The sequence below is a fragment of the Pseudomonas sp. P1_F7 genome (assembly GCF_056405655.1).
On record NZ_JBFUBR010000012.1, the window covers coordinates 230,829 to 255,489 of the forward strand.

Annotated in this window: 30 protein-coding genes and 1 pseudogene; 21 read left to right on the top strand and 10 right to left on the bottom strand. The window is 58.6% G+C overall.

The features are described from left to right. Positions 1 to 2 precede the first annotated feature (2 nt). Positions 3 to 1,832 carry a hypothetical protein gene (locus AC1D1M_RS19060; RefSeq protein WP_477776827.1) on the bottom strand — a complete coding sequence of 610 codons (1,830 nt, stop codon included), beginning with the start codon at positions 1,830 to 1,832 and terminating at the stop codon, positions 3 to 5. Positions 1,833 to 2,002: 170 nt separating this feature from the next. On the opposite strand from AC1D1M_RS19060, the gene AC1D1M_RS19065 reads away from it, so the two are divergent. The 3 genes from AC1D1M_RS19065 (at position 2,003) to AC1D1M_RS19075 (ending at position 3,656) form a co-directional block, all read left to right on the top strand. Continuing rightward, complete coding sequence (locus tag AC1D1M_RS19065) at positions 2,003 to 2,491, top strand: TIGR00645 family protein (protein ID WP_128605940.1); 489 nt, start codon at positions 2,003 to 2,005, stop codon at positions 2,489 to 2,491. A 135-nt stretch (positions 2,492 to 2,626) separates the two neighbouring features. After that, positions 2,627 to 2,917, top strand: a complete 291-nt coding sequence (locus tag AC1D1M_RS19070; RefSeq protein ID WP_008022513.1) for a DUF6482 family protein — start codon at positions 2,627 to 2,629, stop codon at positions 2,915 to 2,917. A gap of 121 nt (positions 2,918 to 3,038) precedes the next feature. Then, positions 3,039 to 3,656: an FKBP-type peptidyl-prolyl cis-trans isomerase gene (locus tag AC1D1M_RS19075; protein WP_477776828.1), complete on the top strand. Its 618-nt coding sequence runs from the start codon at positions 3,039 to 3,041 to the stop codon at positions 3,654 to 3,656. A 138-nt stretch (positions 3,657 to 3,794) separates the two neighbouring features. Here the strand turns inward: AC1D1M_RS19075 and AC1D1M_RS19080 are convergent, their stop codons facing one another. From AC1D1M_RS19080 to AC1D1M_RS19090, 3 genes are all read right to left on the bottom strand, one after another. Beyond that, positions 3,795 to 4,052: a PA4570 family protein gene (locus AC1D1M_RS19080; protein ID WP_150716723.1), complete on the bottom strand. Its 258-nt coding sequence runs from the start codon at positions 4,050 to 4,052 to the stop codon at positions 3,795 to 3,797. A 204-nt stretch (positions 4,053 to 4,256) separates the two neighbouring features. Further along, the gene (locus AC1D1M_RS19085; protein ID WP_008028840.1) at positions 4,257 to 4,598 is read right to left on the bottom strand and encodes a zinc ribbon domain-containing protein YjdM; all 342 of its coding nucleotides are present in this window, start codon (positions 4,596 to 4,598) and stop codon (positions 4,257 to 4,259) included. Between the two features lie 156 nt (positions 4,599 to 4,754). Then, entirely contained in the window at positions 4,755 to 5,723 is a 969-nt protein-coding gene (locus AC1D1M_RS19090) for a polyprenyl synthetase family protein (RefSeq protein WP_477776829.1), read from the bottom strand. A 239-nt stretch (positions 5,724 to 5,962) separates the two neighbouring features. Here AC1D1M_RS19090 and rplU point away from each other — a divergent pair, with 239 nt between their 5' ends. The 5 genes from rplU (at position 5,963) to AC1D1M_RS19115 (ending at position 9,708) form a co-directional block, all read left to right on the top strand. Further along, entirely contained in the window at positions 5,963 to 6,277 is a 315-nt protein-coding gene (rplU, locus tag AC1D1M_RS19095) for a 50S ribosomal protein L21 (protein ID WP_003176051.1), read from the top strand. Between the two features lie 35 nt (positions 6,278 to 6,312). Then, entirely contained in the window at positions 6,313 to 6,570 is a 258-nt protein-coding gene (rpmA, locus tag AC1D1M_RS19100) for a 50S ribosomal protein L27 (protein WP_003281574.1), read from the top strand. 195 nt (positions 6,571 to 6,765) lie between these two features. Continuing rightward, complete coding sequence (cgtA, locus tag AC1D1M_RS19105; protein ID WP_008052064.1) at positions 6,766 to 7,989, top strand: Obg family GTPase CgtA; 1,224 nt, start codon at positions 6,766 to 6,768, stop codon at positions 7,987 to 7,989. 123 nt (positions 7,990 to 8,112) lie between these two features. Beyond that, entirely contained in the window at positions 8,113 to 9,231 is a 1,119-nt protein-coding gene (proB, locus tag AC1D1M_RS19110; protein ID WP_150727089.1) for a glutamate 5-kinase, read from the top strand. A 12-nt stretch (positions 9,232 to 9,243) separates the two neighbouring features. Continuing rightward, positions 9,244 to 9,708, top strand: a complete 465-nt coding sequence (locus AC1D1M_RS19115) for a CreA family protein (protein WP_046041772.1) — start codon at positions 9,244 to 9,246, stop codon at positions 9,706 to 9,708. Positions 9,709 to 9,892: 184 nt separating this feature from the next. Here AC1D1M_RS19115 and rpsT read toward each other — a convergent pair whose 3' ends face one another. Continuing rightward, positions 9,893 to 10,171, bottom strand: a complete 279-nt coding sequence (gene rpsT, locus AC1D1M_RS19120) for a 30S ribosomal protein S20 (protein ID WP_007970922.1) — start codon at positions 10,169 to 10,171, stop codon at positions 9,893 to 9,895. 252 nt (positions 10,172 to 10,423) lie between these two features. On the opposite strand from rpsT, the gene murJ reads away from it, so the two are divergent. Beyond that, a complete protein-coding gene (gene murJ / locus AC1D1M_RS19125) occupies positions 10,424 to 11,962 on the top strand; it encodes a murein biosynthesis integral membrane protein MurJ (RefSeq protein ID WP_477776830.1) in 1,539 nt (512 codons plus the stop codon). On the opposite strand, the gene AC1D1M_RS19130 is transcribed toward murJ, so the two are convergent. Beyond that, entirely contained in the window at positions 11,909 to 12,184 is a 276-nt protein-coding gene (locus tag AC1D1M_RS19130; protein ID WP_477776882.1) for a hypothetical protein, read from the bottom strand. The two genes, murJ and AC1D1M_RS19130, sit on opposite strands and share 54 nt — an antisense overlap. Between AC1D1M_RS19130 and ribF the strand changes: the two genes are divergently transcribed. The 5 genes from ribF (at position 12,092) to ispH (ending at position 17,902) form a co-directional block, all read left to right on the top strand. Next, positions 12,092 to 13,030 (top strand): bifunctional riboflavin kinase/FAD synthetase, encoded by a 939-nt coding sequence (gene ribF, locus AC1D1M_RS19135; protein WP_477753715.1) that lies wholly within the window; start codon positions 12,092 to 12,094, stop codon positions 13,028 to 13,030. The two genes, AC1D1M_RS19130 and ribF, sit on opposite strands and share 93 nt — an antisense overlap. Before the next feature lie 13 nt (positions 13,031 to 13,043). Further along, positions 13,044 to 15,875, top strand: a complete 2,832-nt coding sequence (ileS, locus tag AC1D1M_RS19140; RefSeq protein WP_477776831.1) for an isoleucine--tRNA ligase — start codon at positions 13,044 to 13,046, stop codon at positions 15,873 to 15,875. Next, positions 15,868 to 16,380, top strand: a complete 513-nt coding sequence (lspA, locus tag AC1D1M_RS19145; protein ID WP_477776832.1) for a signal peptidase II — start codon at positions 15,868 to 15,870, stop codon at positions 16,378 to 16,380. Before ileS ends, lspA begins: the two co-directional genes overlap by 8 nt. Before the next feature lie 7 nt (positions 16,381 to 16,387). Next, the gene (gene fkpB / locus AC1D1M_RS19150; protein ID WP_477776878.1) at positions 16,388 to 16,825 is read left to right on the top strand and encodes an FKBP-type peptidyl-prolyl cis-trans isomerase; all 438 of its coding nucleotides are present in this window, start codon (positions 16,388 to 16,390) and stop codon (positions 16,823 to 16,825) included. A gap of 129 nt (positions 16,826 to 16,954) precedes the next feature. Next, a complete protein-coding gene (gene ispH / locus AC1D1M_RS19155; protein ID WP_223449008.1) occupies positions 16,955 to 17,902 on the top strand; it encodes a 4-hydroxy-3-methylbut-2-enyl diphosphate reductase in 948 nt (315 codons plus the stop codon). Here ispH and AC1D1M_RS19160 read toward each other — a convergent pair. Continuing rightward, a complete protein-coding gene (locus AC1D1M_RS19160; protein ID WP_477776833.1) occupies positions 17,871 to 18,410 on the bottom strand; it encodes a GspH/FimT family pseudopilin in 540 nt (179 codons plus the stop codon). The two genes, ispH and AC1D1M_RS19160, sit on opposite strands and share 32 nt — an antisense overlap. A 130-nt stretch (positions 18,411 to 18,540) precedes the next feature. On the opposite strand from AC1D1M_RS19160, the gene AC1D1M_RS19165 reads away from it, so the two are divergent. From AC1D1M_RS19165 to thiO, 7 genes are read left to right on the top strand one after another with little or no spacing between them, the layout of a single operon-like run. Beyond that, entirely contained in the window at positions 18,541 to 19,014 is a 474-nt protein-coding gene (locus AC1D1M_RS19165; RefSeq protein WP_477776834.1) for a GspH/FimT family pseudopilin, read from the top strand. Continuing rightward, on the top strand, positions 19,011 to 19,460 hold the full coding sequence (gene pilV, locus AC1D1M_RS19170; protein WP_477776835.1) for a type IV pilus modification protein PilV: 450 nt from the start codon (positions 19,011 to 19,013) through the stop codon (positions 19,458 to 19,460). Before AC1D1M_RS19165 ends, pilV begins: the two co-directional genes overlap by 4 nt. After that, on the top strand, positions 19,457 to 20,164 hold the full coding sequence (locus AC1D1M_RS19175) for a PilW family protein (RefSeq protein ID WP_477776836.1): 708 nt from the start codon (positions 19,457 to 19,459) through the stop codon (positions 20,162 to 20,164). The genes pilV and AC1D1M_RS19175 overlap by 4 nt, the downstream gene beginning before the upstream one ends. Before the next feature lie 10 nt (positions 20,165 to 20,174). After that, entirely contained in the window at positions 20,175 to 20,654 is a 480-nt protein-coding gene (locus AC1D1M_RS19180) for a pilus assembly PilX family protein (RefSeq protein WP_477776837.1), read from the top strand. Further along, positions 20,641 to 21,054: a hypothetical protein gene (locus AC1D1M_RS19185; RefSeq protein ID WP_477776838.1), complete on the top strand. Its 414-nt coding sequence runs from the start codon at positions 20,641 to 20,643 to the stop codon at positions 21,052 to 21,054. The genes AC1D1M_RS19180 and AC1D1M_RS19185 overlap by 14 nt, the downstream gene beginning before the upstream one ends. Before the next feature lie 14 nt (positions 21,055 to 21,068). Continuing rightward, a complete protein-coding gene (locus AC1D1M_RS19190) occupies positions 21,069 to 21,470 on the top strand; it encodes a type IV pilin protein (protein ID WP_477776839.1) in 402 nt (133 codons plus the stop codon). Between the two features lie 56 nt (positions 21,471 to 21,526). Continuing rightward, complete coding sequence (gene thiO, locus AC1D1M_RS19195; RefSeq protein ID WP_477776840.1) at positions 21,527 to 22,627, top strand: glycine oxidase ThiO; 1,101 nt, start codon at positions 21,527 to 21,529, stop codon at positions 22,625 to 22,627. Between the two features lie 81 nt (positions 22,628 to 22,708). Here thiO and AC1D1M_RS19200 read toward each other — a convergent pair whose 3' ends face one another. From AC1D1M_RS19200 to AC1D1M_RS19210, 3 genes and pseudogenes are all read right to left on the bottom strand, one after another. Beyond that, a complete protein-coding gene (locus tag AC1D1M_RS19200; RefSeq protein WP_477776841.1) occupies positions 22,709 to 24,046 on the bottom strand; it encodes a sigma-54-dependent transcriptional regulator in 1,338 nt (445 codons plus the stop codon). After that, a pseudogene (locus AC1D1M_RS19205) lies at positions 24,043 to 24,363 on the bottom strand (hypothetical protein); the annotation flags it as partial. The gene AC1D1M_RS19200 and the pseudogene AC1D1M_RS19205, both read right to left, overlap by 4 nt. 28 nt (positions 24,364 to 24,391) lie before the next feature. Further along, positions 24,392 to 24,625: a PP0621 family protein gene (locus AC1D1M_RS19210; protein ID WP_477776842.1), complete on the bottom strand. Its 234-nt coding sequence runs from the start codon at positions 24,623 to 24,625 to the stop codon at positions 24,392 to 24,394. Between the last annotated feature and the right edge of the window lie 36 nt (positions 24,626 to 24,661).

The window sequence follows — 24,661 nt, forward strand, 5'->3', positions numbered from 1 at the left end:
TACTATTGATCAAGGCGTGTGATGTCGGCCTTGTCGAGTTTGACCTCGAAACCATATTGCACGGTGGCGAGGTCAATGCGCTGATAGGTTTCCAGGCACGTAGGCTGCCCGTAGTAGTAATGCACGGCAAACTGCGCCGGACCCTGTGCGCTTGCGCCATGGCTGACCGATAGAATTTCCTTCAAGTAATTGCCGCTGTCGTCCTTGGCGAAAAAGCGCCAGTCCTGGGCGGGAAACGCCTTCAAATCAACCACCAGAGCATTGGCTTTGAGCTCAAGGCCTTTGGGCAGTTGGCGGGCATCGACGTTTTTTTGCTCGACTGTGGCCAGGAACAGCGGCATCGAGCCCACTGCATAGGCCGGCGTTTCCGGAAACAGATTCAGATCGTAAGTGATGGTGCCGCGCAGGGGATCGATCTGGTACGCCTCAGGCGGCAGCTCGATCGGCTCGTCGCGTTTGCCGCGAGCGTCTTCGGTGAAGAAACTCACCGGACTTTCACCGGGGTTGAACGATGTGCCGAGCAGTTCATCGTTGAAGCTGCGCAGATGAGTGAATTCGATTCGCGCAGCGCTGGGGTCGTCGACCGATTGACTGATGCTGACGTTCTTTTTCAGTTGCTCCTTGCTCAGCGTCGCACCTTTGAGCCAGCCCGGCGCCTGGTCGTCATAGACCACCACGGGCAGGTTCAAGGGCTGGATGGACTTGTCCGTGGTATTGGCATCGAAGCGCCGGATCGGCAGGTCGAGGTCCTTGCGGGTGACCGTGACGGCGGAAAAATCCAGCATGCTGACTTCGAGAGTTTCGATCGTCCCGTTTAAGTACACCTTCGAATAATGTCGAGCCTGCTGTTTCTCAAAGTTGCGTTGTTCTTCGTCGAGCTGTTTTTCCAGGGACTCGCTCCAGCTCTTTTGCTGCTGCATCTTGGCCAGTTGCTGCTGATAGAAGGCAATTTGTACCGCGGTTTCGTTGATTGAGCCGGCGCGCGAGATGAATTGCCCGGTGCTGTCCCTTGCCTGGATGATCAGCGGGTTCAGCGGCGTTTCACTGACTTCCGGGGCCAGGGGCGCGCTGTTGTTGTATTCGATTTCCGCGTAGTTGTTCGTCAGTGTGAGCAGGGTGACGCTCAGGTTGTCATTGGTGCGAGTCTGGCCAACGTCCTTTTTCGTCAGCTCGAAGCTATAGAGGCGGCGTGGCGCGATGACTTCGACTTTACCTTGCAGGCTCACCGGTTGTGGTTGCTGCTTTCTGTCGATGTCGAGACCTTCGATGAAGGGGTAGGCCACGGTCAGGTCATCGGGGTTGGTCAGGTTGGAACTCGATGGGCTGAGTTGAATGCCGGGGTCGGTTTCCGACCATTCCGGCTGGAATGGAATCACTCGTTTATTGCTTAGGGTGACCGACTGCCATTCCAGGCCATGGGGAAACAAGAACGCGGCAGGAACGCTGAACGTGAACGGGAACACCGGTTGCAGATCGGTCAGGTAGTCGGAACTGGAGTCCTTTTGCAGCACGAACAACCCGTTGATGTAGGTATCGACCAGGGCCTGCGGGGTCGGGTAGTGCTTGAGTATGGCGAGGGCGTCTTCGCCGTATTCGGTTTCCACCGGTTTGCTGTCGAGCTTGAGTTGCGCGCGTTCGAGCAGCAGCAGTGAGCCGCCCAGCTCCGACACGGCATCCTTGCGTTTCGGATCCTGGATGGCGTCCAGCGACTTTTCGAACTGCGCGGTTTTTTCTTCGAGGCTGACCTGGCGTTTTTCATCGCTGGGTGAGCAGCCGCTTAGCAGCAGCGCCAGGCAAATTCCGGCGCTCGTCAAAGGCCATCGCACATCCATTTCCAGTCTTCCTGTCCGACATCATTGAGCAGTCAATGATTTGGACACTAGCAGAAAAACTTTGATACACAGGCGCAGGTGGCGGATTTTTCGACGGTTTCTGGCTGCTTCTGGGTATAGACGGGTGGCTGGTATACTCGCGGCCGTTTTTAGTCCACATGTGAGATTCAATGGAACGCTTTATCGAAAATACAATGTACGCCTCGCGCTGGCTGCTGGCGCCGATCTATTTCGGTCTGTCCCTCGGGCTGTTGGCGCTGGCACTGAAATTCTTCCAGGAAGTCTTCCACGTCATCCCGAACGTGTTTTCGATGGCCGAATCGGACTTGATCCTGGTGCTGCTGTCGCTGATCGACATGGCGCTGGTGGGCGGTTTGCTGGTGATGGTGATGATTTCCGGCTACGAGAACTTCGTCTCGCAACTGGACATCGACGATTCCAAGGAAAAGCTCAACTGGCTGGGCACCATGGACTCTTCGTCGCTGAAAATGAAGGTGGCGGCGTCGATCGTGGCGATTTCGTCCATTCACCTGCTGCGCATCTTCATGGACGCCAAGAACGTCGACCCTGAACATTTGCAGTGGTACGTGATCATCCACATGACTTTCGTGGTATCGGCGTTCGCCATGGGTTACCTGGATAAACTCACCAAGCACTGATCCATTGCTGGCCCCATGAAACACGCCGCCCGTCTGTTGCAAAACAGACGGGCGGCGTCGTTTGTGGCTTGTGCTTTGATGCGCCGAGGCCTATCCCTGTAAGTATGTTGGCTCGCCACTGCGTGAGGTGCGTTCATGACCCTGCATGAGTTGAATGCGTATGCCGTCGCCGGAAAGGTCGATGAGCTGAACCTGATCTCCATGGAGGGGGGCATCTACCTGCTGGAAGCACGGATGCATGGCGCGGCGTACCCCCTGAGCGATACGCACGGCCATATGATGAGCCTGCGTTCGGTGGAGCATGCCCGTGATGTGCTGCGTTCCTTTCCCAAGTTGCACTTCAACCTCGTGCACACGGTCGTGCATGACGAAATGTGCGGGTTGGTTGCCGATGTCGAGGAAAACCTGAAGGTGCCGATCGCCTGACGTCCCTCATCAATGGCATGACATCTGTGCTAGTCTGCTGGCCCTTTTGGTTCCGGGCGCTCCGGGACGCGCTGTGCACGCATGGCAAGTTCCCGAGCCGTCCGCACAGCGGAGCAGTGTCATGTCCGAAGTAAATCTGTCCACCGACGAAACCCGCGTCAGCTACGGTATTGGCCGTCAGCTGGGCGACCAACTGCGCGACAACCCGCCACCGGGTGTAAGCCTGGACGCGATCCTGGCAGGTCTGACCGACGCATTCGCCGGCAAGCCAAGCCGTGTGGGTCAGGAAGAAATGTCCGCCAGCTTCAAAGTCATCCGCGAAATCATGCAGGCCGAAGCTGCAGCCAAGGCTGAAGCGGCTGCTGGCGAAGGCCTGGCCTTCCTGGCTGAAAACGCCAAGCGTGACGGCATCACCACTCTGGCTTCCGGCCTGCAGTTCGAAGTGCTGACCGCTGGCGAAGGCGCCAAGCCATCCCGGGAAGACTCCGTGCGTACTCACTACCACGGCACCCTGATCGACGGCACTGTTTTCGACAGCTCCTATGATCGCGGCCAGCCTGCAGAATTCCCGGTTGGCGGCGTGATCGCCGGCTGGACCGAAGCCCTGCAACTGATGAACGCCGGCAGCAAATGGCGCCTGTACGTGCCGAGCGAACTGGCATACGGCGCTCAAGGCGTTGGCAGCATCCCGCCGCACAGCGTACTGGTGTTCGACGTCGAGTTGCTCGACGTTCTGTAATACCCGCTGATTACCTGTACCTGTAGGAGCGAGCTTGCTCGCGATGGGCGTCAACGATAACGCGGCCATCCTGAATGAACGCGGTGTGTTTGAGTTCTTCGCGAGCAAGCTCGCTCCTACAAAGTTTTGCAGCGTTTTTCATATCTCGATCTTATGGTTCAGATCGTGCGACGGGCGCAACGCCCGGGCATAGCAGAACAAGAACAGATTACGCACCAGTTCCTTGAGTACTACAGGCTCGCTGGAACTCAGGCCGCTGACGTCCAGGTCACCCTGATCCTGCAGTTCACTCAGGGCTTCCTCTTCCAGCACGGCACAGACTTCCCCGGTTTCCCGATGCAGGATCCTGAGGTAAGGGTGTGGGCGGTCCAGCCAGGCATCGATCAAATAAGTCATGGTTCTCATCTCCACTGAAGGTTTTATGAGAATAATTCTTATTCACTAAATAGCAAGGGCCTATTGGCGGTTTGCGTTTTTTTCCGGGTAAAGATTGCGTCAGGTCAAAACGACTGGCGTTTGGCTATTGCGAGGATTTACTGGGCGAAACGGGGGAGGGTGAGGCGCCATCCCGCGTCGGGCGCGGGATGGATAACAGCAGGTTCAGACTTTTCTGACGAACTCGGATTTGAGTTTCATCGGGCCGATGCCGTCGATCTTGCAATCGATGTCGTGATCGCCATCACACAGGCGGATGTTCTTGACCTTGGTGCCGACCTTGACCACCAAAGACGTACCCTTGACCTTGAGGTCCTTGATTACGGTGATGGTATCGCCGTCCTGAAGAACATTGCCGACCGAATCCTTTTTCACTGCGTCATCGGACGCTGCTTCGGCTTCACCGCTGGCGGACCATTCGTGGGCGCACTCGGGGCAGATTAGCTGGGCGCCGTCTTCATAGGTGTATTCGGAATTGCATTTTGGGCAGGGTGGCAACGTGCTCACTAAGGCTCCTTGGATTCAGGATCGCTAAAAAACGCACATTATATAGGGTTTTTCATGCGCGGGGAGCTGAAAGCAAAAGATCGCAGCCTTCGGCAGCTCCTACAGAGTTTGTGTAGGAGCTGCCGAAGGCTGCGATCTCTTGATCCTGCTTTAGAATCAGTGCGTACGTGCGACCGCGAACTCGCTCAGTTCAACCAGTGCATCGCGGTATTCGCTGGCGGGCAGCGTTTCGAGGCACTTGATCGCACGGGCCACATAATCGCGGGCCAGTTGCGCGGTGTACTCCAGCGAGCCCGAGGCTTCCACGGCTTCGCGGATGCTTTCCAGGTCTTCGATTCCGCCTTTCTGGATCGCCTTGCGCACCAGGGCGGCCTGCTCCGGCGTACCTTCACGCATGGTATAGATCAGCGGCAGGGTCGGCTTGCCTTCGGCCAGATCGTCACCGACGTTCTTGCCCAGGGTTTCGGCGTCGCCTTTGTAATCGAGCAGGTCGTCGACCAGCTGGAAGGCCACGCCCAAGTGATCACCGAATGTACGCAGGGCTTCGGCTTGTTCCGCCGTGGCTTCGCACAGGGCGGCGGCGCTGTGGGTCGAGGCTTCGAAGAGCATCGCGGTCTTGCCGCGGATGACTTCCATGTAGGTTTCTTCGCTGGTGCTGGCGTCACGCACCTTCGAAAGCTGCAACACTTCGCCTTCGGCGATGATGCGCGTGGCTTGCGAAAGGATCTTCATCACTGGCATGGAGCCCAGCTCGACCATCATTTCGAAGGAGCGCGAATACAGGAAGTCACCCACCAGCACGCTTGGCGCGTTGCCCCACATGGCGTTGGCGGTCGAGCGGCCACGGCGCATGCCGGACATGTCGACCACGTCGTCATGCAACAGGGTAGCGGTGTGCAGGAATTCGATGGTGGCGGCCAGCAGGCGCAGTTCGTCGCCTTCACGGCCCAGGGCCTTGCCACACAGCAACACTAATAATGGACGCAGGCGTTTGCCTCCGGCCGAGGTGATGTAATCGCCGATTTTCGATACAAGCGGCACGCGCGAAGTCAGCTGTTTCTTTATGATGCCGTCGACGGCGCTAAAATCGTCGGCCACCGCGCGGTAGAAAGCTTGGGGTTGCATCAGCGACAGTCGCTCCAGAAGGGTTGCGCGGCATGCTAGGACCCACGCTTGCAGGTGTCAAGGCGCGATGGATGGCCCCTTGCAAGGCGCTCGTGGCTTGCGTACAATCGCGCACCCTGAACTTCCTGGGCAGCACCTGCCTTACGCAATTGCAAACGGGCCTCCAGCCCCATGCAGCCATGCCAGCCAATACCTCTTCTTATAAAGAGCTGGGTGAGCAGGATTATCGGAGAAATACCATGTCTTATGCAGTAATCGTTACTGGCGGCAAGCAGTACAAAGTCGCCCCAGGTGAATACCTGAAGATCGAAAAACTGGAAATCGCTACCGGCGAATCCGTTACCTTTGATCGCGTTCTGTTGGTTGCCAACGGTGACGACGTGAATATCGGCGCTCCAGTTGTTGCTGGCGCTACCGTTGTGGCTGAAGTGATCTCCCAAGGTCGTCACGATAAAGTCCGCATCATCAAGTTCCGTCGCCGTAAGCATCACATGAAGCGTATGGGCCACCGCCAGTGGTACACCGAGATCAAAATCACCGGTATTCAGGCTTAATTTCAGCCTAATTCCTCACTAGGAGAATTGAACTCATGGCACACAAAAAAGCTGGTGGTAGTACCCGTAACGGTCGCGACTCAGAAGCCAAACGCCTTGGCGTGAAGATGTATGGCGGCCAGGCTATCAAAGCAGGCAACATCATCGTGCGTCAGCGCGGCACCCAATTCCACGCTGGCTACGGCGTTGGCATGGGTAAAGATCACACCCTCTTCGCTAAAGTCGAAGGCGTGATCAAGTTTGAAGTAAAAGGCGCCTTCGGTCGTCGTTACGTGAGCGTAGTCGCAGCTTAATTGCGCGATCGCTGGAAAAGCCCTGTCTCGCGACGGGGCTTTTTCGTTTGTGGGGTGAGTCTCTTGCAAAGCTGTTTGTATGGGCTGTCGGCGTACGATGTGGTAATCGTGGTTTGGGGTCGCTGCGCTCATTTTTGCAAGAGTCTTATGTCTTGATTGTTTTTCGGCTCGTCCGTATGGCGAGAGGCGTTTGTTATGAAGTTTGTTGATGAAGTATCGATTCGAGTAAAAGCCGGTGACGGCGGCAATGGCGCCATGAGTTTCCGTCGGGAAAAATTTATCGAGAACGGTGGCCCGAACGGCGGTGATGGCGGTGACGGCGGTTCCATCTACATGATGGCCGACGAAAACCTCAACACCCTGGTGGACTACCGTTACACCCGGCACTTCGATGCCGAGCGTGGCTCCAACGGCGGCAGCACCGACTGCACCGGCAAGAAGGGTGAAGACCTGATCCTGCGCGTTCCGGTCGGCACCACGGTGATCGACTCCGCGACTCAGGAAGTCATCGGCGACCTGACCAAGGCCGGTCAGAAATTGATGGTAGTGCAGGGCGGCTGGCACGGTCTGGGTAACACCCGTTTCAAATCCAGTACTAACCGTGCGCCGCGCCAGACCACTCCGGGCAAGCCGGGTGAGCAGCGCGACCTGAAGCTGGAAATGAAAGTACTGGCTGACGTAGGTCTGCTGGGTTTGCCGAATGCCGGTAAAAGTACCTTTATCCGTTCGGTTTCGGCTGCCAAGCCGAAAGTTGCCGACTACCCGTTCACCACGCTGGTGCCGAACCTGGGTGTGGTCAGCGTCGATCGCTGGAAGAGCTTCGTCATTGCCGATATTCCGGGTTTGATCGAAGGCGCTTCCGAAGGTGCTGGTCTGGGCATTCGCTTCCTCAAGCACTTGGCGCGTACGCGTCTGCTGCTGCACCTCGTGGACATGGCGCCGCTGGATGACGCCAGCGCACCGGATGCCGCTGAAGTGATCGTCAACGAGCTGATCAAGTTCAGCCCGTCCCTGGCGGAGCGTGATCGCTGGCTGGTCCTGAACAAATGCGACCAGATCCTTGATGAGGAGCACGATGCTCGCGTCAAGGAAATCGTTGATCGCCTGGAATGGACTGGTCCGGTCTATGTGATCTCGGCCATCTCCAAGCTCGGTACCGAGCGTCTGTGCCACGACATCATGCGTTACATGGAAGATCGTGCTGATCGCCTGGCCAATGACCCGGCTTACAAGGAAGAGCTGGCCGATCTCGATCAGCGCATCGAAGACGAAGCTCGTGCGCAACTGCAGGCGCTGGATGACAAGCGTGCCCTGCGTCGCAGCGGCGTGAAGTCGGTCCACGACATCGGCGACGATGATTGGGACGAAGAAGATGTGGATGACGAAGACGGTCCGGAAATCATTTACGTGCGTGACTGATTCGTTGCGATAAACTTAAGCGCCGCTCAATCGAGCGGCGTTTTAGTATCTGGAAATCGGCAGTCACGAATAACGTCACGGGCAGCGCTGGGTCGCGCTGCCCTCAAGCTAAGGTTGAAGATGATGCGGAGCAAGGTGACAGGTGCGCAGCGTTGGGTCGTGAAGATCGGCAGCGCTTTGCTGACGGCGGACGGCAAAGGCCTGGATCGCGCGGCAATGGGTGTCTGGGTTGAGCAGATGGTGGCCTTGCATGAGGCGGGTGTCGAGCTGGTGCTGGTGTCCTCCGGGGCGGTGGCGGCCGGTATGAGCCGTTTGGGCTGGACCTCGCGACCCAGTGCGATGCACGAGCTTCAGGCTGCTGCCGCAATCGGCCAGATGGGGTTGGTGCAGGCCTGGGAGTCGAGCTTTGCCGAGCATGGCCGGCATACCGCGCAGATTCTCCTGACTCACGACGACTTGTCCGATCGCAAGCGCTACCTGAACGCCCGCAGCACCTTGCGTGCGCTGGTCGAGCTGAAGGTTATCCCGGTGATCAACGAGAATGACACCGTGGTCACCGACGAAATCCGTTTTGGCGACAACGACACCCTGGCGGCACTGGTGGCGAACCTGGTCGAGGCTGATTTGCTGGTGATCCTGACGGATCGCGACGGCATGTTCGACGCCGACCCGCGCAACAATCCGGATGCCCAGCTGATTTACGAGGCGCGTGCCGATGATCCGGCGCTCGACGCGGTGGCGGGCGGTACTGGTGGTGCGCTGGGTCGTGGTGGCATGCAGACCAAATTGCGTGCTGCGCGTCTGGCGGCCCGCTCCGGTGCTCACACCATCATCGTTGGTGGGCGCATCGAGCGTGTGCTGGATCGCCTCAAGGCGGGCGAACGCATCGGCACCTTGCTGTCGCCGGAGCGCGGCATGCTGGCGGCACGCAAGCAGTGGCTGGCCGGTCATCTGCAAACCCGTGGCACCCTGGTGCTGGATGCTGGTGCGGTGATCGCGTTGTCCCAAGGCAACAAGAGCTTGCTACCGGTGGGCGTCAAATTGGTGCAGGGCAGCTTCCGTCGCGGTGAGATGGTGGTCTGCGTGGCGCCGGACGGTCGTGAGATTGCCCGTGGCCTGGCCAACTACAGTGCGCTGGAAGCGCAAAAAATCATCGGTCAGTCGTCTGAGGCGATTGTCGGTCTGTTGGGTTACATGGCGGAGCCGGAACTGGTTCACCGCGATAACCTGATCCTGGTCTGAAGGAATACCTGAATGCGTGTGGCAAAAGGGTTGTTGGGGTTGCTGATGGCGATGCCGCTGCTGGCTTCGGCGGAGGAAATTGGCCAGGTCTCGACGGTGTTCAAGTTTGTCGGGCCGAATGACCGGATCGTGGTCGAGGCCTTTGATGATCCCAAGGTCGATGGCGTGACTTGCTATCTGTCGCGCGCCAAGACTGGTGGGGTGAAGGGTGGTCTTGGTTTGGCCGAGGATCGTGCTGAAGCGTCTATCGCTTGCCGGCAGGTCGGGCCCATCAGCTTCAAGGGTGAGCTCAAGGATGGTGACGAGGTGTTCAAGGAGCGCACGTCCCTGGTATTCAAGACCATGCAGGTGGTGCGCTTCCTCGACAAGAAGCGCAATACGCTGGTGTATCTGGTGTATAGCGATCGCCTGATCGAGGGTAGTCCGCAGAATGCGGTAACGGCGATTCCGATTTTGCCGTGGGCGCACGCTCAGTAATCTGACGTAAATCGAACTGTGGGAGCGAGCCTTGCTCGCGATTGCGGACTGTCAGTCAACGATGATGTTGAATGTGATGGCCCCTTCGCGAGCAGGCTCGCTCCCACATTTTTTGCGTCGAATTCACTGAATCGCAGGCAATAAAAAACCGACCCTGAGGTCGGTTTTTTAATGAGCGAGTCGCTTAGGCAGCAGCGGCAACGTTCAGGGCCTTGACGTGGCCATTCAGGCGGCTCTTATGACGAGCGGCCTTGTTCTTGTGGATGATGCCTTTATCGGCCATACGGTCGATAACTGGCACAGCCAGAACGTAAGCGGCTTGAGCTTTGGCAGCGTCTTTTGCGTCGATGGCTTTAACTACATTCTTGATGTAGGTACGAACCATGGAACGCAGGCTGGCGTTGTGGCTGCGACGCTTCTCAGCCTGTTTTGCACGTTTTTTGGCGGAAGGTGAGTTGGCCACCGTCGAGCTCCTCGAAAGACTTTTTAGGAAATAGCAAACAAAATAGGCCGCGAATCATGCCGATGAGTTGAGGTCTTGTCAAGGGCGGTTGAGACGTTCCGCTAAGTGGTAGGTGAAGCAAGCTTGGAGATTTCTTTCCAGCGTGCGACCTGTAAACTCGCGAGCTTTGGCTCTGTGCTGTTGCGGCGCGGAGTATCGCACAAGTAGGCGCGTAGTTCGCCTGCTGTTTATCGACAGGCACAAACTCTTTCCATGAATCTGCTCAAATCGTTGGCCGCCGTCAGCTCTATCACAATGCTTTCCCGGATTCTGGGATTTGTTCGTGACACCCTCATCGCGCGTGCATTTGGCGCGGGAATGGCGACCGACGCCTTTTTTATCGCCTTCAAATTGCCCAATCTGCTGCGGCGGATATTTGCCGAAGGGGCGTTTTCCCAGGCGTTCGTGCCGATTCTTGCCGAATATAAAAGCCAGAAGGGTGAGGAGGCGACGCGTACGTTCATTGCCTACGTCTCGGGCCTGCTGACGCTGGTGCTGGCACTGGTCACGGTGTTGGGCATGATCGCCGCGCCGTGGGTCATCTGGGTGACCGCACCGGGTTTCACCGACACGCCGGAAAAATTCGAACTGACGTCCAGCCTGCTGCGGGTGACCTTTCCCTACATCCTGCTGATTTCCCTGTCGTCGTTGGCCGGCGCGATCCTCAATACCTGGAACCGCTTTTCGGTGCCAGCCTTCGTGCCGACCCTGCTCAACGTCAGCATGATCATCTTTTCGGTGTTTTTGACGCCGTACTTCGATCCACCCGTAATGGCGCTCGGCTGGGCGGTTCTGGCGGGCGGCCTGGCGCAGTTGCTCTATCAGCTGCCGCACCTGAAAAAGATCGGCATGCTGGTGCTGCCACGCCTGAACCTGCGCGACACCGGCGTCTGGCGCGTAATGAAGCAAATGCTGCCAGCAATCCTCGGTGTCTCGGTTAGCCAGATTTCGCTGATCATCAACACCATCTTCGCTTCGTTCCTGGTTGCCGGTTCCGTGTCGTGGATGTACTACGCCGACCGTTTGATGGAGCTGCCGTCCGGCGTGTTGGGCGTGGCGCTGGGGACGATACTGCTGCCGACCCTGGCCAAGACCTATGCCAACAAGGATCGTCACGAGTATTCGCGCATCCTCGACTGGGGCCTGCGCCTGTGCTTCGTATTGGTGCTGCCTTGCTCGCTGGCATTGGGGATTCTGGCGGAGCCGCTGACGGTTTCTTTGTTTCAGTACGGCCAGTTCAATGCATTTGATGCATCGATGACCCAGCGTGCCCTGATCGCTTATTCGGTCGGTTTACTCGGAATTATCGTGATCAAAGTGCTGGCCCCCGGCTTCTATGCGCAACAAAACATCCGTACACCGGTAAAAATTGCGATTTTCACCCTGGTGGTCACTCAGCTGTTCAACTTGATGCTGATCGGGCCGCTGGCTCACGCGGGCCTGGCTTTGGCGATCAGTGCCGGCGCCTGTCTCAATGCCGGGTTGCTGTTCTATCAACTGCGCAAGCAGCAGATGTACCAGCCGCAGCCGGGCTGGGCCAAGTTCGCGTTTAAGCTGCTGGTCGCGGTGGCGGTGATGTCCGCGGTACTGTTGGGGGTAATGCATTTCATGCCAGCCTGGGATCAGGGGCATATGCTCGAACGTTTCTTGCGTCTGGGGGCGTTGGTGGCGGCGGGTGTGGTGGCTTATTTCGGCATGTTAGTGTTGATGGGCTTCCGTTTGCGCGACTTCAATCGCAAGACGCTGGGCTGAGGTTCTGGCCTCGATAAACACGGGCGAGCTGGCGGTTTTGTCGGCTTGATCACTTTGGGTTACGGTGTTGCCTGTCGTCGGCCGCCGGGTGTGGTTATAATCGACCACTTTATGAGCAAGAAGCGCGTTATGCAGCTGGTTCGAGGCCTCCACAATCTGCGCCCCCAGCATCGGGGCTGTGTCGCCACTATTGGCAACTTTGACGGTGTTCACCGTGGTCACCAGGCTATCCTGGCGAGGCTGCGTGAGCGTGCGCTCGAGTTGGGCGTGCCCAGCTGTGTGGTGATTTTTGAGCCGCAGCCGCGAGAATTTTTCGCCCCGGACACGGCCCCGGCCCGTCTGGCCCGGCTGCGGGACAAACTGCAGCTGCTGGCCGACGAAGGTGTCGACCGCGTTCTGTGCCTGGCCTTCAACCAGCGGCTGAGCAAGCTCAGCGCCAGCGAATTCGTTGATACCATCCTGGTGGACGGCCTTGGCGTACAGCACCTTGAAGTCGGTGACGACTTCCGGTTCGGCTGCGACCGCGTAGGGGATTTCGATTTCCTGCAACAAGCCGGCATCGTTCAGGGCTTTACCGTCGAGGCAGCGCAAACCGTTGAGCTGGACGGTATTCGCGTCAGCAGCACTCAGGTCCGCAATGCCCTGGCCGCAGCTGATTTTGCCTTGGCCGAGCGACTGCTAGGTCGGCCGTTCCAGATTACCGGGCGGGTGCTGCACGGCCAGAAGCTGGCTCGCCAGTTGGGTACGCCCACGGCCAACATTCAACTCAAGCGCCGTCGCGTTCCGCTTTCCGGGGTTTACCTGGTCAACGTCGACATCGACGGCAAGACCTGGCCAGGCGTCGCCAATATTGGCGTGCGGCCAACGGTACAAGGTGATGGCAAGGCCCACCTCGAAATACATCTTTTAGATTTTGCCGGCGATCTATATGACCGGCGTTTAACGGTGGTTTTCCACCACAAGCTGCGTGAAGAGCAGCGTTTCGCCTCTCTGGAGGCGTTGAAAACGGCGATCAACGCGGATGTCGCCGCCGCCCGTGCACTAGCCGCACCTAGCGCCCATCGCTAATGAAGAGCCTTAAATGACCGACTATAAAGCCACGCTAAACCTTCCGGACACCGCCTTCCCAATGAAGGCCGGCCTGCCTCAGCGCGAACCGCAGATTCTGCAGCGCTGGGACAGCATTGGCCTGTACGGAAAGTTGCGCGAGATTGGCAAGGATCGTCCGAAGTTCGTCCTGCACGACGGCCCTCCGTACGCCAACGGCTCGATTCACATCGGTCATGCGCTGAACAAGATTCTCAAGGACATGATCATCCGCTCGAAGACCCTGTCGGGCTTCGATGCGCCTTATGTCCCGGGCTGGGACTGCCACGGCCTGCCGATCGAGCACAAGGTCGAAGTGACCCACGGCAAGAACCTGGGCGCGGACAAGACCCGCGAACTGTGCCGGGCCTATGCCACCGAGCAGATCGAAGGGCAGAAGTCCGAATTCATCCGTCTGGGTGTGCTGGGTGACTTCGCCAATCCGTACAAAACCATGGACTTCAAGAATGAGGCCGGTGAAATCCGTGCCCTCGCCGAAATCGTCAAGGGCGGTTTCGTGTTCAAGGGCCTCAAGCCTGTGAACTGGTGCTTCGACTGCGGTTCGGCCCTGGCCGAGGCGGAAGTCGAGTACGAGAACAAGAAGTCCTCCACCATCGACGTGGCCTTCCCGATTGCCGATGAAGCCAAACTGGCTGCCGCCTTCGGTCTGCCAACCCTGAGCAAACCGGCTTCGATCGTGATCTGGACCACCACCCCGTGGACCATCCCGGCCAACCAGGCGCTGAACGTCCACCCGGAGTTCAACTACGCCCTGGTCGACGTCGGCGACAAGGTGCTGGTGCTGGCTGAAGAGCTGGTCGAGTCGTGCCTGGCGCGCTATTCGCTGGAAGGCTCGGTCATTGCGACCACCACCGGTAAAGCGCTGGAACTGATCAACTTCCGTCACCCGTTCTACGACCGCCTGTCGCCGGTTTACCTGGCCGACTACGTTGAGCTGGGCGCCGGCACCGGTGTGGTTCACTCCGCTCCGGCCTACGGCGTGGACGACTTCGTGACCTGCAAGAAATACGGCATGGTCAACGATGACATCCTCAACCCGGTACAAAGCAACGGCGTTTACGTGCCGTCGCTGGAATTCTTCGGCGGCCAGTTCATCTGGAAGGCCAACCCGGCCATCGTCGACAAGCTGACCGAAGTCGGTGCGCTGCTGCACACCACCATCATCGAACACAGCTACATGCACTGCTGGCGCCACAAGACCCCGCTGATCTATCGCGCCACCGCGCAGTGGTTCATCGGCATGGACAAGCAGCCGACCACCGGCGACACCCTGCGCCAGCGCTCACTCAAAGCCATCGAAGAGACCGAGTTCGTTCCGGCCTGGGGCCAGGCGCGCCTGCACTCGATGATCGCCAACCGTCCGGACTGGTGCATCTCCCGTCAGCGCAACTGGGGCGTGCCGATCCCGTTCTTCCTGAACAAGGAAAGCGGCGAACTGCACCCGCGCACTGTCGAGCTGATGGAAGAAGTCGCCAAGCGCGTCGAAGTCGAAGGCATCGAAGCCTGGTTCAAGCTGGACGCCGCCGAGCTGCTGGGCGCTGAAGCGCCGCAGTACGACAAGATCAGCGACACCCTGGACGTCTGGTTCGACTCGGGCACCACGCACTGGCACGTCCTGCGCGGTTCGCATCCGATGGGCCACGAAACCGGACCGCGCGCCGACCTGTACCTGGAAGGCTCGGACCAGCACCGTGGCTGGTTCCACTCGTCGCTGCTGACCGGTTGCGCCATCGACAATCATGCACCGTATCGCGAACTGCTGACCCACGGCTTCACTGTCGACGAGTCCGGCCGCAAGATGTCCAAGTCTTTGGGCAACGTGATTGCGCCACAGAAAGTCAACGACACCCTGGGCGCCGACATCATGCGTCTGTGGGTTGCCTCGACCGATTACTCGGGTGAAATGGCAGTTTCCGAGCAGATCCTGCAACGCAGTGCGGACGCCTACCGGCGTATCCGTAACACCGCGCGCTTCCTGCTTTCGAACCTGACCGGCTTCAACCCGGCCACTGACCTGCTGCCGGCCGAAGAAATGCTGGCTCTGGACCGTTGGGCCGTAGACCGTACCCTGCTGCTGCAACGCGAGCTGCAAGAGCACTACGGCGAATACCGCTTCTGGAACGTGTACTCGAAGATCCACAACTTCTGCGTGCAGGAGCTGGGCGGCTTCTACCTCGACATCATCAAGGATCGCCAGTACACCACCGGCGCCGACAGCAAGGCCCGCCGTTCGTGCCAGACCGCGCTGTTCCACATCTCCGAAGCGCTGGTGCGCTGGATCGCGCCGATCCTGGCGTTCACCGCCGACGAACTGTGGCAGTACCTGCCGGGCGAGCGTAACGAGTCGGTCATGCTCAACACCTGGTACGAAGGCCTGAGCGAACTGCCGGAAGGCTTCGAGCTGGATCGCGCTTACTGGGACCGGATCATGGCGGTCAAGGTCGCGGTCAACAAGGAAATGGAAATCCAGCGTGCAGCCAAGGCTGTCGGTGGCAACCTGCAGGCCGAAGTGACGCTGTTCGCCGAAGACGCACTGACCGCCGACCTGGCCAAGCTGAGCAACGAACTGCGCTTCGTACTGATCACTTCGACCGCCAGTGTTGCACCATTGGTGCAGGCACCGGCCGATGCCGTGGTCACCGAAGTCAGCGGCCTGAAGCTGAAGATCGTCAAGTCGAGCCACGCCAAGTGCGCCCGTTGCTGGCACTGCCGTGAAGACGTCGGCGTGAACCCGGAGCATCCGGAAATCTGCGGCCGTTGCGTGGATAACATCAGCGGCGCTGGCGAGGTCCGTCACTATGCCTAATGCCGTTGGCCGTTTCGGACGGCTGAGCTGGCTCTGGTTGAGTTTGCTGGTCCTGGTCATCGACCAGGCCAGCAAGTTCTACTTCGAAGGCAAGCTCCAGATGTACCAGCAGATCGTAATCATCCCCGATTACTTCAGCTGGACCCTGGCCTACAACACTGGCGCGGCGTTCAGCTTCCTGGCTGACAGCTCCGGCTGGCAGCGCTGGCTGTTCGCGTTGATCGCTGTCGTGGTCAGTGCGGTGCTGGTGGTGTGGCTCAAGCGTCTGGGGCGCAACGATACCTGGCTGGCGGTTGCGCTGGCACTGGTGCTCGGCGGCGCACTGGGCAATCTGTATGACCGCATTGCCCTGGGCCATGTGATCGATTTCATTCTGGTGCATTGGCAGAACCGCTGGTATTTCCCGGCGTTCAACTTTGCCGACAGTGCCATCACTGTTGGTGCTGTCATGCTGGCACTGGATATGTTCAAAAGTAAAAAGACCGGAGAAGCCGTTCATGACTGAACAGGTATTGGCTGAGCAACGCATCGGCCAGAACACGGAAGTCACCTTGCATTTCGCATTGCGCCTGGAGAACGGCGACACGGTGGACAGCACTTTCGATAAAGCCCCGGCGACCTTCAAGGTCGGTGACGGCAACCTGTTGCCAGGTTTCGAAGCGGCCCTGTTCGGTTTCAAGGCCGGTGACAAGCGTACGCTGAGCATCGAGCCGGAAAACGCTTTCGGCCAGCCCAACCCGCAAAACGTACAGATCATCCCGCGCTCACAGTTTCAGGACATGGAACTGTCGCCTGGCTTGCTGGTGATCTTCAACGATGCGGCCAATACTGAATTGCCCGGCGTGGTTAAAGAGTTCGATGATGCGCAAGTGACCATTGACTTCAACCATCCGCTGGCTGGCAAGACGCTGACCTTTGACGTGGAAATCATTTCCGTCAAAGCGCAGTAACTGCTTTTCTGTAGGAGCGAGCTTGCTCGCGATGATCGTTAACGAATACGCGTTCTTCTGAATTAACGCGGTGTCCTTTAGTTTTTCGCGAGCAAGCTCGCTCCTACAGGGCAAGACACGAGGCACAGCATGCAAATCAAACTCGCCAATCCCCGTGGCTTCTGCGCCGGTGTGGACCGGGCGATCGAAATCGTCAACCGCGCCCTGGAAGTCTTCGGGCCGCCGATCTACGTGCGCCACGAAGTGGTCCACAACAAATTTGTCGTCGAAGACCTGCGCTCCCGTGGTGCGATTTTCGTCGAAGAACTGGACCAGGTGCCGGACGATGTCATCGTGATCTTCAGTGCCCACGGCGTTTCCCAGGCCGTGCGCAGCGAAGCGGCTGGTCGTGGGCTGAAAGTGTTCGACGCCACCTGCCCGCTGGTGACCAAAGTCCACATCGAAGTTGCGCGCTACAGCCGTGACGGCCGAGAGTGCATTCTCATCGGCCACGCCGGTCACCCGGAAGTTGAAGGCACCATGGGCCAGTACGATGCCAGCAGTGGTGGCGCGATCTACCTGGTCGAAGACGAGAAAGATGTCGCGGCATTGCAGGTGAGGAACCCTGAAAAGCTTGCCTTCGTGACCCAGACCACATTGTCGATGGACGATACCAGCCGTGTTATCGACGCTCTGCGTTCGCGCTTCCCGGCCATCGGTGGGCCGCGCAAGGACGACATTTGCTACGCCACGCAAAACCGTCAGGACGCGGTCAAGCAACTGGCCGACGAGTGCGACGTGGTGCTGGTGGTCGGCAGCCCGAACAGCTCCAACTCCAATCGCTTGCGCGAATTGGCAGAACGCATGTCCACGCCGGCCTACCTGATCGACGGTGCCGAAGACCTGCAAAAGAGCTGGTTCGACGGCGTCGAGCGTATCGGCATCACCGCTGGCGCATCTGCCCCGGAAGTCCTGGTGCGCGGCGTGATCCAGCAGTTGCAGGCCTGGGGTGCCACTGGTGCCGATGAACTGGCCGGTCGCGAGGAGAACATCACGTTCTCGATGCCTAAAGAACTGCGCGTTCGCTCGTTGCTCTGAGTTTTTCCCTTTCTTCGCATAATGCCTGCGCAGCTTTGTCGTTGCGCAGGCTGACGCGACCGGTCCGTGCCAACACCACTTGATGTTGGCTCACCGGTTCGCGAACCGCGCAAATGTATAATGTCCCTCCAATCATTGGCTCGCCCAGACCTCTGAATCGTATAAAGCTTTCGACCGAACGTTTCCCCACTATCGACACTCGTGCGCCGCTCTGGCGTTCGGCCAACAGTGGATTGTTGCTGTCCATATGCCCCTTGCCGCTGATATCCAGAATGATTCGCCAGCCCTGGCTCCAGTCGCCATTGATGCCGTGAATCACCACGGCCTGGTTGCGGACGATGGCTTCGGTCCGGGCGGTGCGAATACCACTGAAAAGAGCCTGTGCCGCTTGCTCTCTTTGGTTCGACTCAATCAGCGTTGCGAACGCCGGAGTGACCAGATGTAGAACAATTCCTGTAATTGCCAGTCCCATGAGCAGTTCGATCAGGCTGAAGCCTTGTTGCCGCATGACATTTCCCTCCGTGGCGTGCTGTGGCTCGCGCAATCCCTGCGCGAGAAATGGCAACGCAAACGCACCGCGTCGCTCAAGTGTTGTGCTGCGCAAGAGCAGGTATAGCCGAAGGAAGCAGAAGGCCCCGATGGATCATCCTACAAAAGGTTTCACGCTGATCGAGTTGCTGGTTGCGATCGCGATCCTTCTGATTCTGCTGACTATAGCCGTCCCGGCGTTTACCCGCTCGACGCAAACAACCAGGGCTGATACTGAAATAGCTGACCTGCGACGAGCCTTGAATTTTGCCCGGCTCGAAGCCATCGATCGGGGCAATACCACACGGGTGCGCCCGACGGCCGGTAGGGATGTCTGGAGTGGGGAGCTGGCGATTTACGACGGTACTGGCGCTTTGGCCAATGTATTACGGGTTGTTCCTGCGATGAGCAGCGGCGCAACTCTGGCGCTAACCTCTGGCGTCACTGCCATCGATTTCAACAGTATGGGCGGATTGTCATCACCGTCCTCAGAGGTGGTGATCAGCTATGGACGGGGAGCACAAAGCAGGACGCTGACAGTGTGTTTGAACGGACGAATTCTATTGGGTGGAAGTTGCGGATGAGGGCATGGAGCAAATGCACGCAGGAGGGCATGACGCTGGTCGAAGTCCTGGTGGCGTTAGTCATTCTGGGAGTAGGGTTGCTGGGGGCAGCGGCGTTACAACTCAATGCGCTGAAGTACACGGACAGCGCGCGTATGACCAGTCAGGCCAGTTTCATTGCCTACGACATGATGGACCGCATTCGCGCCAATGCCACGGCGGACTACACCATTGCGCCGCCGGCTTCGGGCAATCCAGACGTTACCCGGGATCAGGACCTGTTTGACTTCAATGCCAACATTGTCAGTTCACTGGGTGCCAGTGCGACGGGCGGTGTCACCGTCATTCAGCATGTCTACACCATCACGATTACCTGGGACGACTCACGGGCTGCGAATGCTGCCGACTCGCGGCGCAGCTTTGTCCTGACCAGTCGCACGGCCATTGATCCGGTGGTGATCCCGTGAGTCGCCGCAGCAGAGGTTTTGGTCTGGTCGAGTTGCTGATCGCCCTGGCATTGAGCCTGATCGTGGTGCTGGGCGTGGTGCAGGTTTTCATCGCGGCCAAGAACACCTATCTCAGCCAGAATGCGGCCGCGAACATGCAGGAGGACGCACGTTTCGTGTTGAGCAAAGTGATTCAGGAAGTCCGCATGGTCGGGATGTTCGGTTGTCTGGAAACGATCACCGATTCAAGTGAGAAAGGTGATTTCCATGCCAGTCAGCTAACGCCGATTCGTTGGGACAACGGCGGCCGCAAGTTGACGCTGGTTACGGCGGATGTCGGCGGCAATGGCAGCAAGCCGGACTGGACCGTGCTTTCCGATTGTCGAACCCATTCGACGGCCTACAGTGAAGGTCGGACGCCAGTGGCAGGGCAACTGGCCTTTCCGATCCGGCGGCTGACTTACAGCTTCAGCAACAACCAACTACTGATGAAAGACGGGGCCGCAGCAGGCCAGGTATTGGTGGACAACGTCAGCGCTTTCGAAGTGAGCTTCGGCTTGGCCAGCACGGCCACTGATCTGGCTGCTTCCCGCTACAGCAGCAACCCCCCGGAGCCCGCGCTGATTCGTAGCGTTCGCCTGAGCCTGACCCTCTTCGATCCAAACCACCGGGTGAGTGATCAAACCTTCAACGTGGTTGCCGCTCTGCGCAACCGCTTGCCATGAGGGGGTACCAATGAATCGTGCTCCCAAGACGTATTACACCCAACGCGGCATGGCACTATTGGTCAGCCTGGTGTTCTTGCTCTTGCTGACGTTGATTGGCCTTTCATCGATACAGAGCGCCACCCTGCAGGAAAAAATGGCTGGTAGCGTCGTCTTGCGCAATCAGTCGTTTCAGAGTGCAGAAGCCGCATTGCGGGTCGGCGAGGGTACGGTGCAGCGGGACAGTTATGCGCTACCTGTTTGCAGTGGCATCGTTCAATGTGCACCACCGTCCGAGTCTTCGACGATTATCGCTGCCGGTTTCAACGCCTCTTCCGGCGTGACCTGGATTGCATCGGACAAAGGTTTTTATGGCGTGCAAAACATCGGTGTCAGCCGAAATGCGGTGAATGTGCCAATCAATACCCCGGCAACGTTGTATCGGGTAACGGCAGTCGGCATCGCGGGTCATTCGCGCAGTGTGGTGGAGAGCATCTATGCGAAATACTGAGCGACCTGTCAGGTTGTGGTCACAACTGTTCGCAGTCGTAGTCGCGCTTGACCTGTCGGTGTCGGCGCACGCTGCCACGCCACCGGATTCGCCGGCGCTGAACCGGCCAACCTGTCTGGCCAATGGCAACTGGTACGGTTTCTACCACAGCAATCAGGGGTTGAAAGCCGTCTGCCTGAAGCTGCCCGAGGCGATCAGCGTTAAGATGCTCGACAGCAACGCCGATGGCGTGGTCGACAACAGCGACACGCTATCCGATGGCGTGATCTTTATCGGCGAGCATTCGACCCAGGACGCCAGCGACAATGGCGGGGGCGTGAACGATTCAAGTGGCGACGGTACTGCGGGGATGGAAAAGACCGGCGGTAGCCGTCGCATCATGTGGCGACAAATACAGTGAGTGAGAATTGAGGCATGCGTAGTTCCAACCGCGGTTTTACCCTGATCGAAATCATGATCGTGATTGCGATCATCGGTATTGTCATGACCATTGCTGCCCCGAGTTTCACCGAGTACCTGAACAAGGGCCGTCGCGCAGAAGTGGCCGGTCTGCTCTCGGAGCAGGCGCAGATCCTGGAGCGCTTCTACTCGCAGAAAAATGCCTACACCGATGCGACGGGCCTCAGAGCCGGCAATGATTACTACAGCATCACACCGACCCTGACCGACCAGACCTTTCTGCTGACGGCGGTGCGCAAGGCTGACTCGAGCATGGCCACTGACAAGTGCGGTGATCTGACCATCACCAACACCGGTGTGCTCGGTATGGTCAACGCGAAATCCGGCCTGACCAGCAAAGACTGCTGGGGGCGCTGAGTTTCTTTTTCGGGTGCCTTTTGCACCCTCTGTCTATTTAACGATGGGATCAGAACATGACCAGGCAACAGCAAGTGGTGATTGTCGGCGGTGGGGTAATTGGATTGCTGACGGCCTTCAATCTCGCCTCCGAAGTGCAAAGCGTTGTGCTGCTGGATCGCTCGAGTGTCGGCCAGGAATCGTCCTGGGCTGGCGGCGGCATCGTTTCGCCGCTTTACCCGTGGCGCTACAGCCCGGCGGTCACCGAATTGGCTCACTGGTCCCAGGACTTTTATCCACAGCTGGGCGAGCGCTTGTTTGCCGCCACTGGCGTTGATCCTGAAGTACACACCACCGGTCTGTACTGGCTGGATCTGGAGGACGAGGCTGAAGCGCTGGCATGGGCCGCCCGGGAAAATCGTCCGCTTAGCGCGGTGGATATTTCGGCAGCACACGACGCCGTGCCGGTGCTGGGCAGTGGTTTTTCCCGGGCGATCTACATGGCCGACGTCGCCAACGTGCGTAATCCGCGCCTGGTGAAGTCACTCAAGGCCGCGTTGCTGGCGCTGCCGAACGTGACGATCCATGAGCAGTGCGAAGTCAGCGGATTTGTTCGTGACGGCAACAAAGTGGTCGGCGTACAGACCTCCACAGGTACTGTCCTGGGCGATCAAGTCGTCCTGACGGCGGGGGCCTGGAGCGGTGATTTGCTCAAGAGTCTTGATCTGACGCTACCGGTCGAGCCGGTGAAAGGGCAGATGATTCTCTACAAGTGTGCGGCGGATTTCCTGCCGAGCATGGTCCTGGCAAAGGGCCGTTATGCGATTCCCCGGCGCGATGGACACATACTGATCGGCAGTACGCTGGAGCATGAAGGCTTTGACAAGACGCCGACCGGGTCGGCACTGGAAAGCCTGAAGGCGTCTGCGGTGGAATTGATCCCGGCGCTGGCCGATGCCGAAGTGGTGGGGCATTGGGCCGGACTGCGCCCGGGATCACCCGAGGGCATTCCTTATATCGGCCCGGTGCCGGGGTTTGACGGCCTCTGGCTCAACTGCGGGCATTACCGTAACGGGCTGGTGCTGGCGCCGGCGTCATGCCAGCTGTTTGCCGACGTGATGCTGGGCCGTGCGCCGATTATCGATCCGGCGCCTTATGCGCCTGTCGGAAGACTTTGACAAGATCGCAGCCTGCGGCAGCTCCTACAGTAGGTACGCTCCGATGTAGGAGCTGCCGCAGGCTGCGATCTTTTTAAAGCATCAATCCAGTCCTAGCTTCTTGAGCCGGTAACGCATCGATCTGAATGAAAGGTTCAACCGTTGAGCCGCCGCTGTGCGGTTCCAGCGGGTTTCCTCCAGGGCCTGGAGCAGCAGTTGGCGTTCGACGTTTTCCAGATAGGTTTCCAGATTGTCGATCCGGGTCAGGTCCGGCACGCCACCTTCAGCCCCACAGTTGCCTTCAGCCAGGCGCAGGTCTCCGGCTTCGATCTGTTTGTTCTCACACAAGGTGTGCGCCCGTTCGAGCATGTTTTCCAGTTCCCGCACATTGCCCGGGAAGCGATAGCTTTTCAGCGCATCGAGGGCTTGGGGGTGGAGTCTCGCGGCAGGTTGACCGGTATCGGCGGCCAGACGCTTGAGTATGTGGCTGGCTAGCATTTCGATGTCATCACGACGCTCGCGCAAGGGCGGCACCGGGAGTTCGATCACGTTCAAACGGTAGTAAAGATCATGACGAAATCGTCCGGCGGCAACTTCGGCGCCAAGGTCCTTGTGCGTGGCGCAGAGAATGCGCACATCCACTGCCACTTCGTGCTGCCCGCCGACGCTGCGTACGGCTTTCTCCTGAATCGCGCGCAGCAGTTTGACTTGCATGGTCAGCGGCAGGTCAGCCACTTCGTCGAGGAGCAGGGTGCCGCCGTGAGCTGTCTGGAACAGACCGGGTTTGTCTTCGATGGCGCCGCTGAAACTGCCTTTGCGATGGCCGAAAAACTCGCTCTCCAACAGTTCCGAAGGAATCGCCGCGCAGTTGATCGCAATGAACGGTTGATTGGCGCGGGGGCTTTGATCATGGATCAGGCGCGCGACCAACTCCTTGCCGCTGCCGGATTCTCCGCTGATGTATACCGTCGCATGGCTGCTGGCCAGTTTGGTGATGTGTTTGCGCAGGTTGCGCATGGGCAATGAGTCGCCCAGCAAACATCGATCGATGCCGACCCCGCGGGCAGGAACCAGCAGGGCGCTGGTGACCAGCTCACGCAGGCGCGTAAGGTCCACCGGTTTGGTCAGGAAGTCGAATGCCCCGGCCTTGAGCACATTGATCGCGGTTTCGAGACTGGCATAAGCGGTGATCATTGCCACCTGGACCTGAGGGTGGCTTTGCTGGATGTGCTGCACCAACTCCAGGCCGGTACCATCCGGCAACTGCATGTCGGTCAGGCATAGATCGAAGGTTTCGCGTTTTAGCAGGAATTGCGCTTCGCCGATGTTGCGGGCGTTGAACGTCTCCAGTTTCATCCTTCCCAGGGTGATCTCCAGGAGTTCGCGAATGTCCGGTTCGTCATCGACGATCAAGACTTTTTGTCGTGGTCTCGTGTTCAACGTGGGGTTCGTCCGTGAGCATAGGTAATGCAAAAGCAGCCACTTTCCTGGCGTGCCTTGAAGTCTAGGCGGGACAGAATGCTTTCGCCCGGCTGGCCAGACCGATAAAGCCCCAGGCCCTTGATATGGGGGGCTGGGGCTTCATTATCGAGTATTTCCAGTGATTTCAGGTCGAGCCGTAGCGGCGACATTTGCTCGCGGCACAGCAAGTGGAGGACGTTTTCGATTACCCGGTTCATTCGCAGAGAGTGATCTTGAATAATCTGCGTCAGACGTCGATCGATGCCTTTCAGTTCCTTGGGGGCGCGCGATAGTTCTCAATCGGCCGCCATTTCGGGTGACGTATCAGTGGCCTCTGGAACCCTTGTCTTGCTCGAGATGAGCCTGGCTGCAATACCATTGCTGGTCGTGGCTCAGCGCGCGGTCACGGGGTAGGTGAACGCCGCAATGGGCACAACGGACCATGGGCGCCGCTTCCCGTTCGGCAGGGGGCTTGGGGGTGGAAGCCTGCCCTTTGAATTTGCGCCAGAACCATACTGCAGCGGCAATCAGGGCAATCCAGAACAATAAACGAAGCATGGTGAGCTGCTTTTTGATTGATGAAGCGGCAGTTTA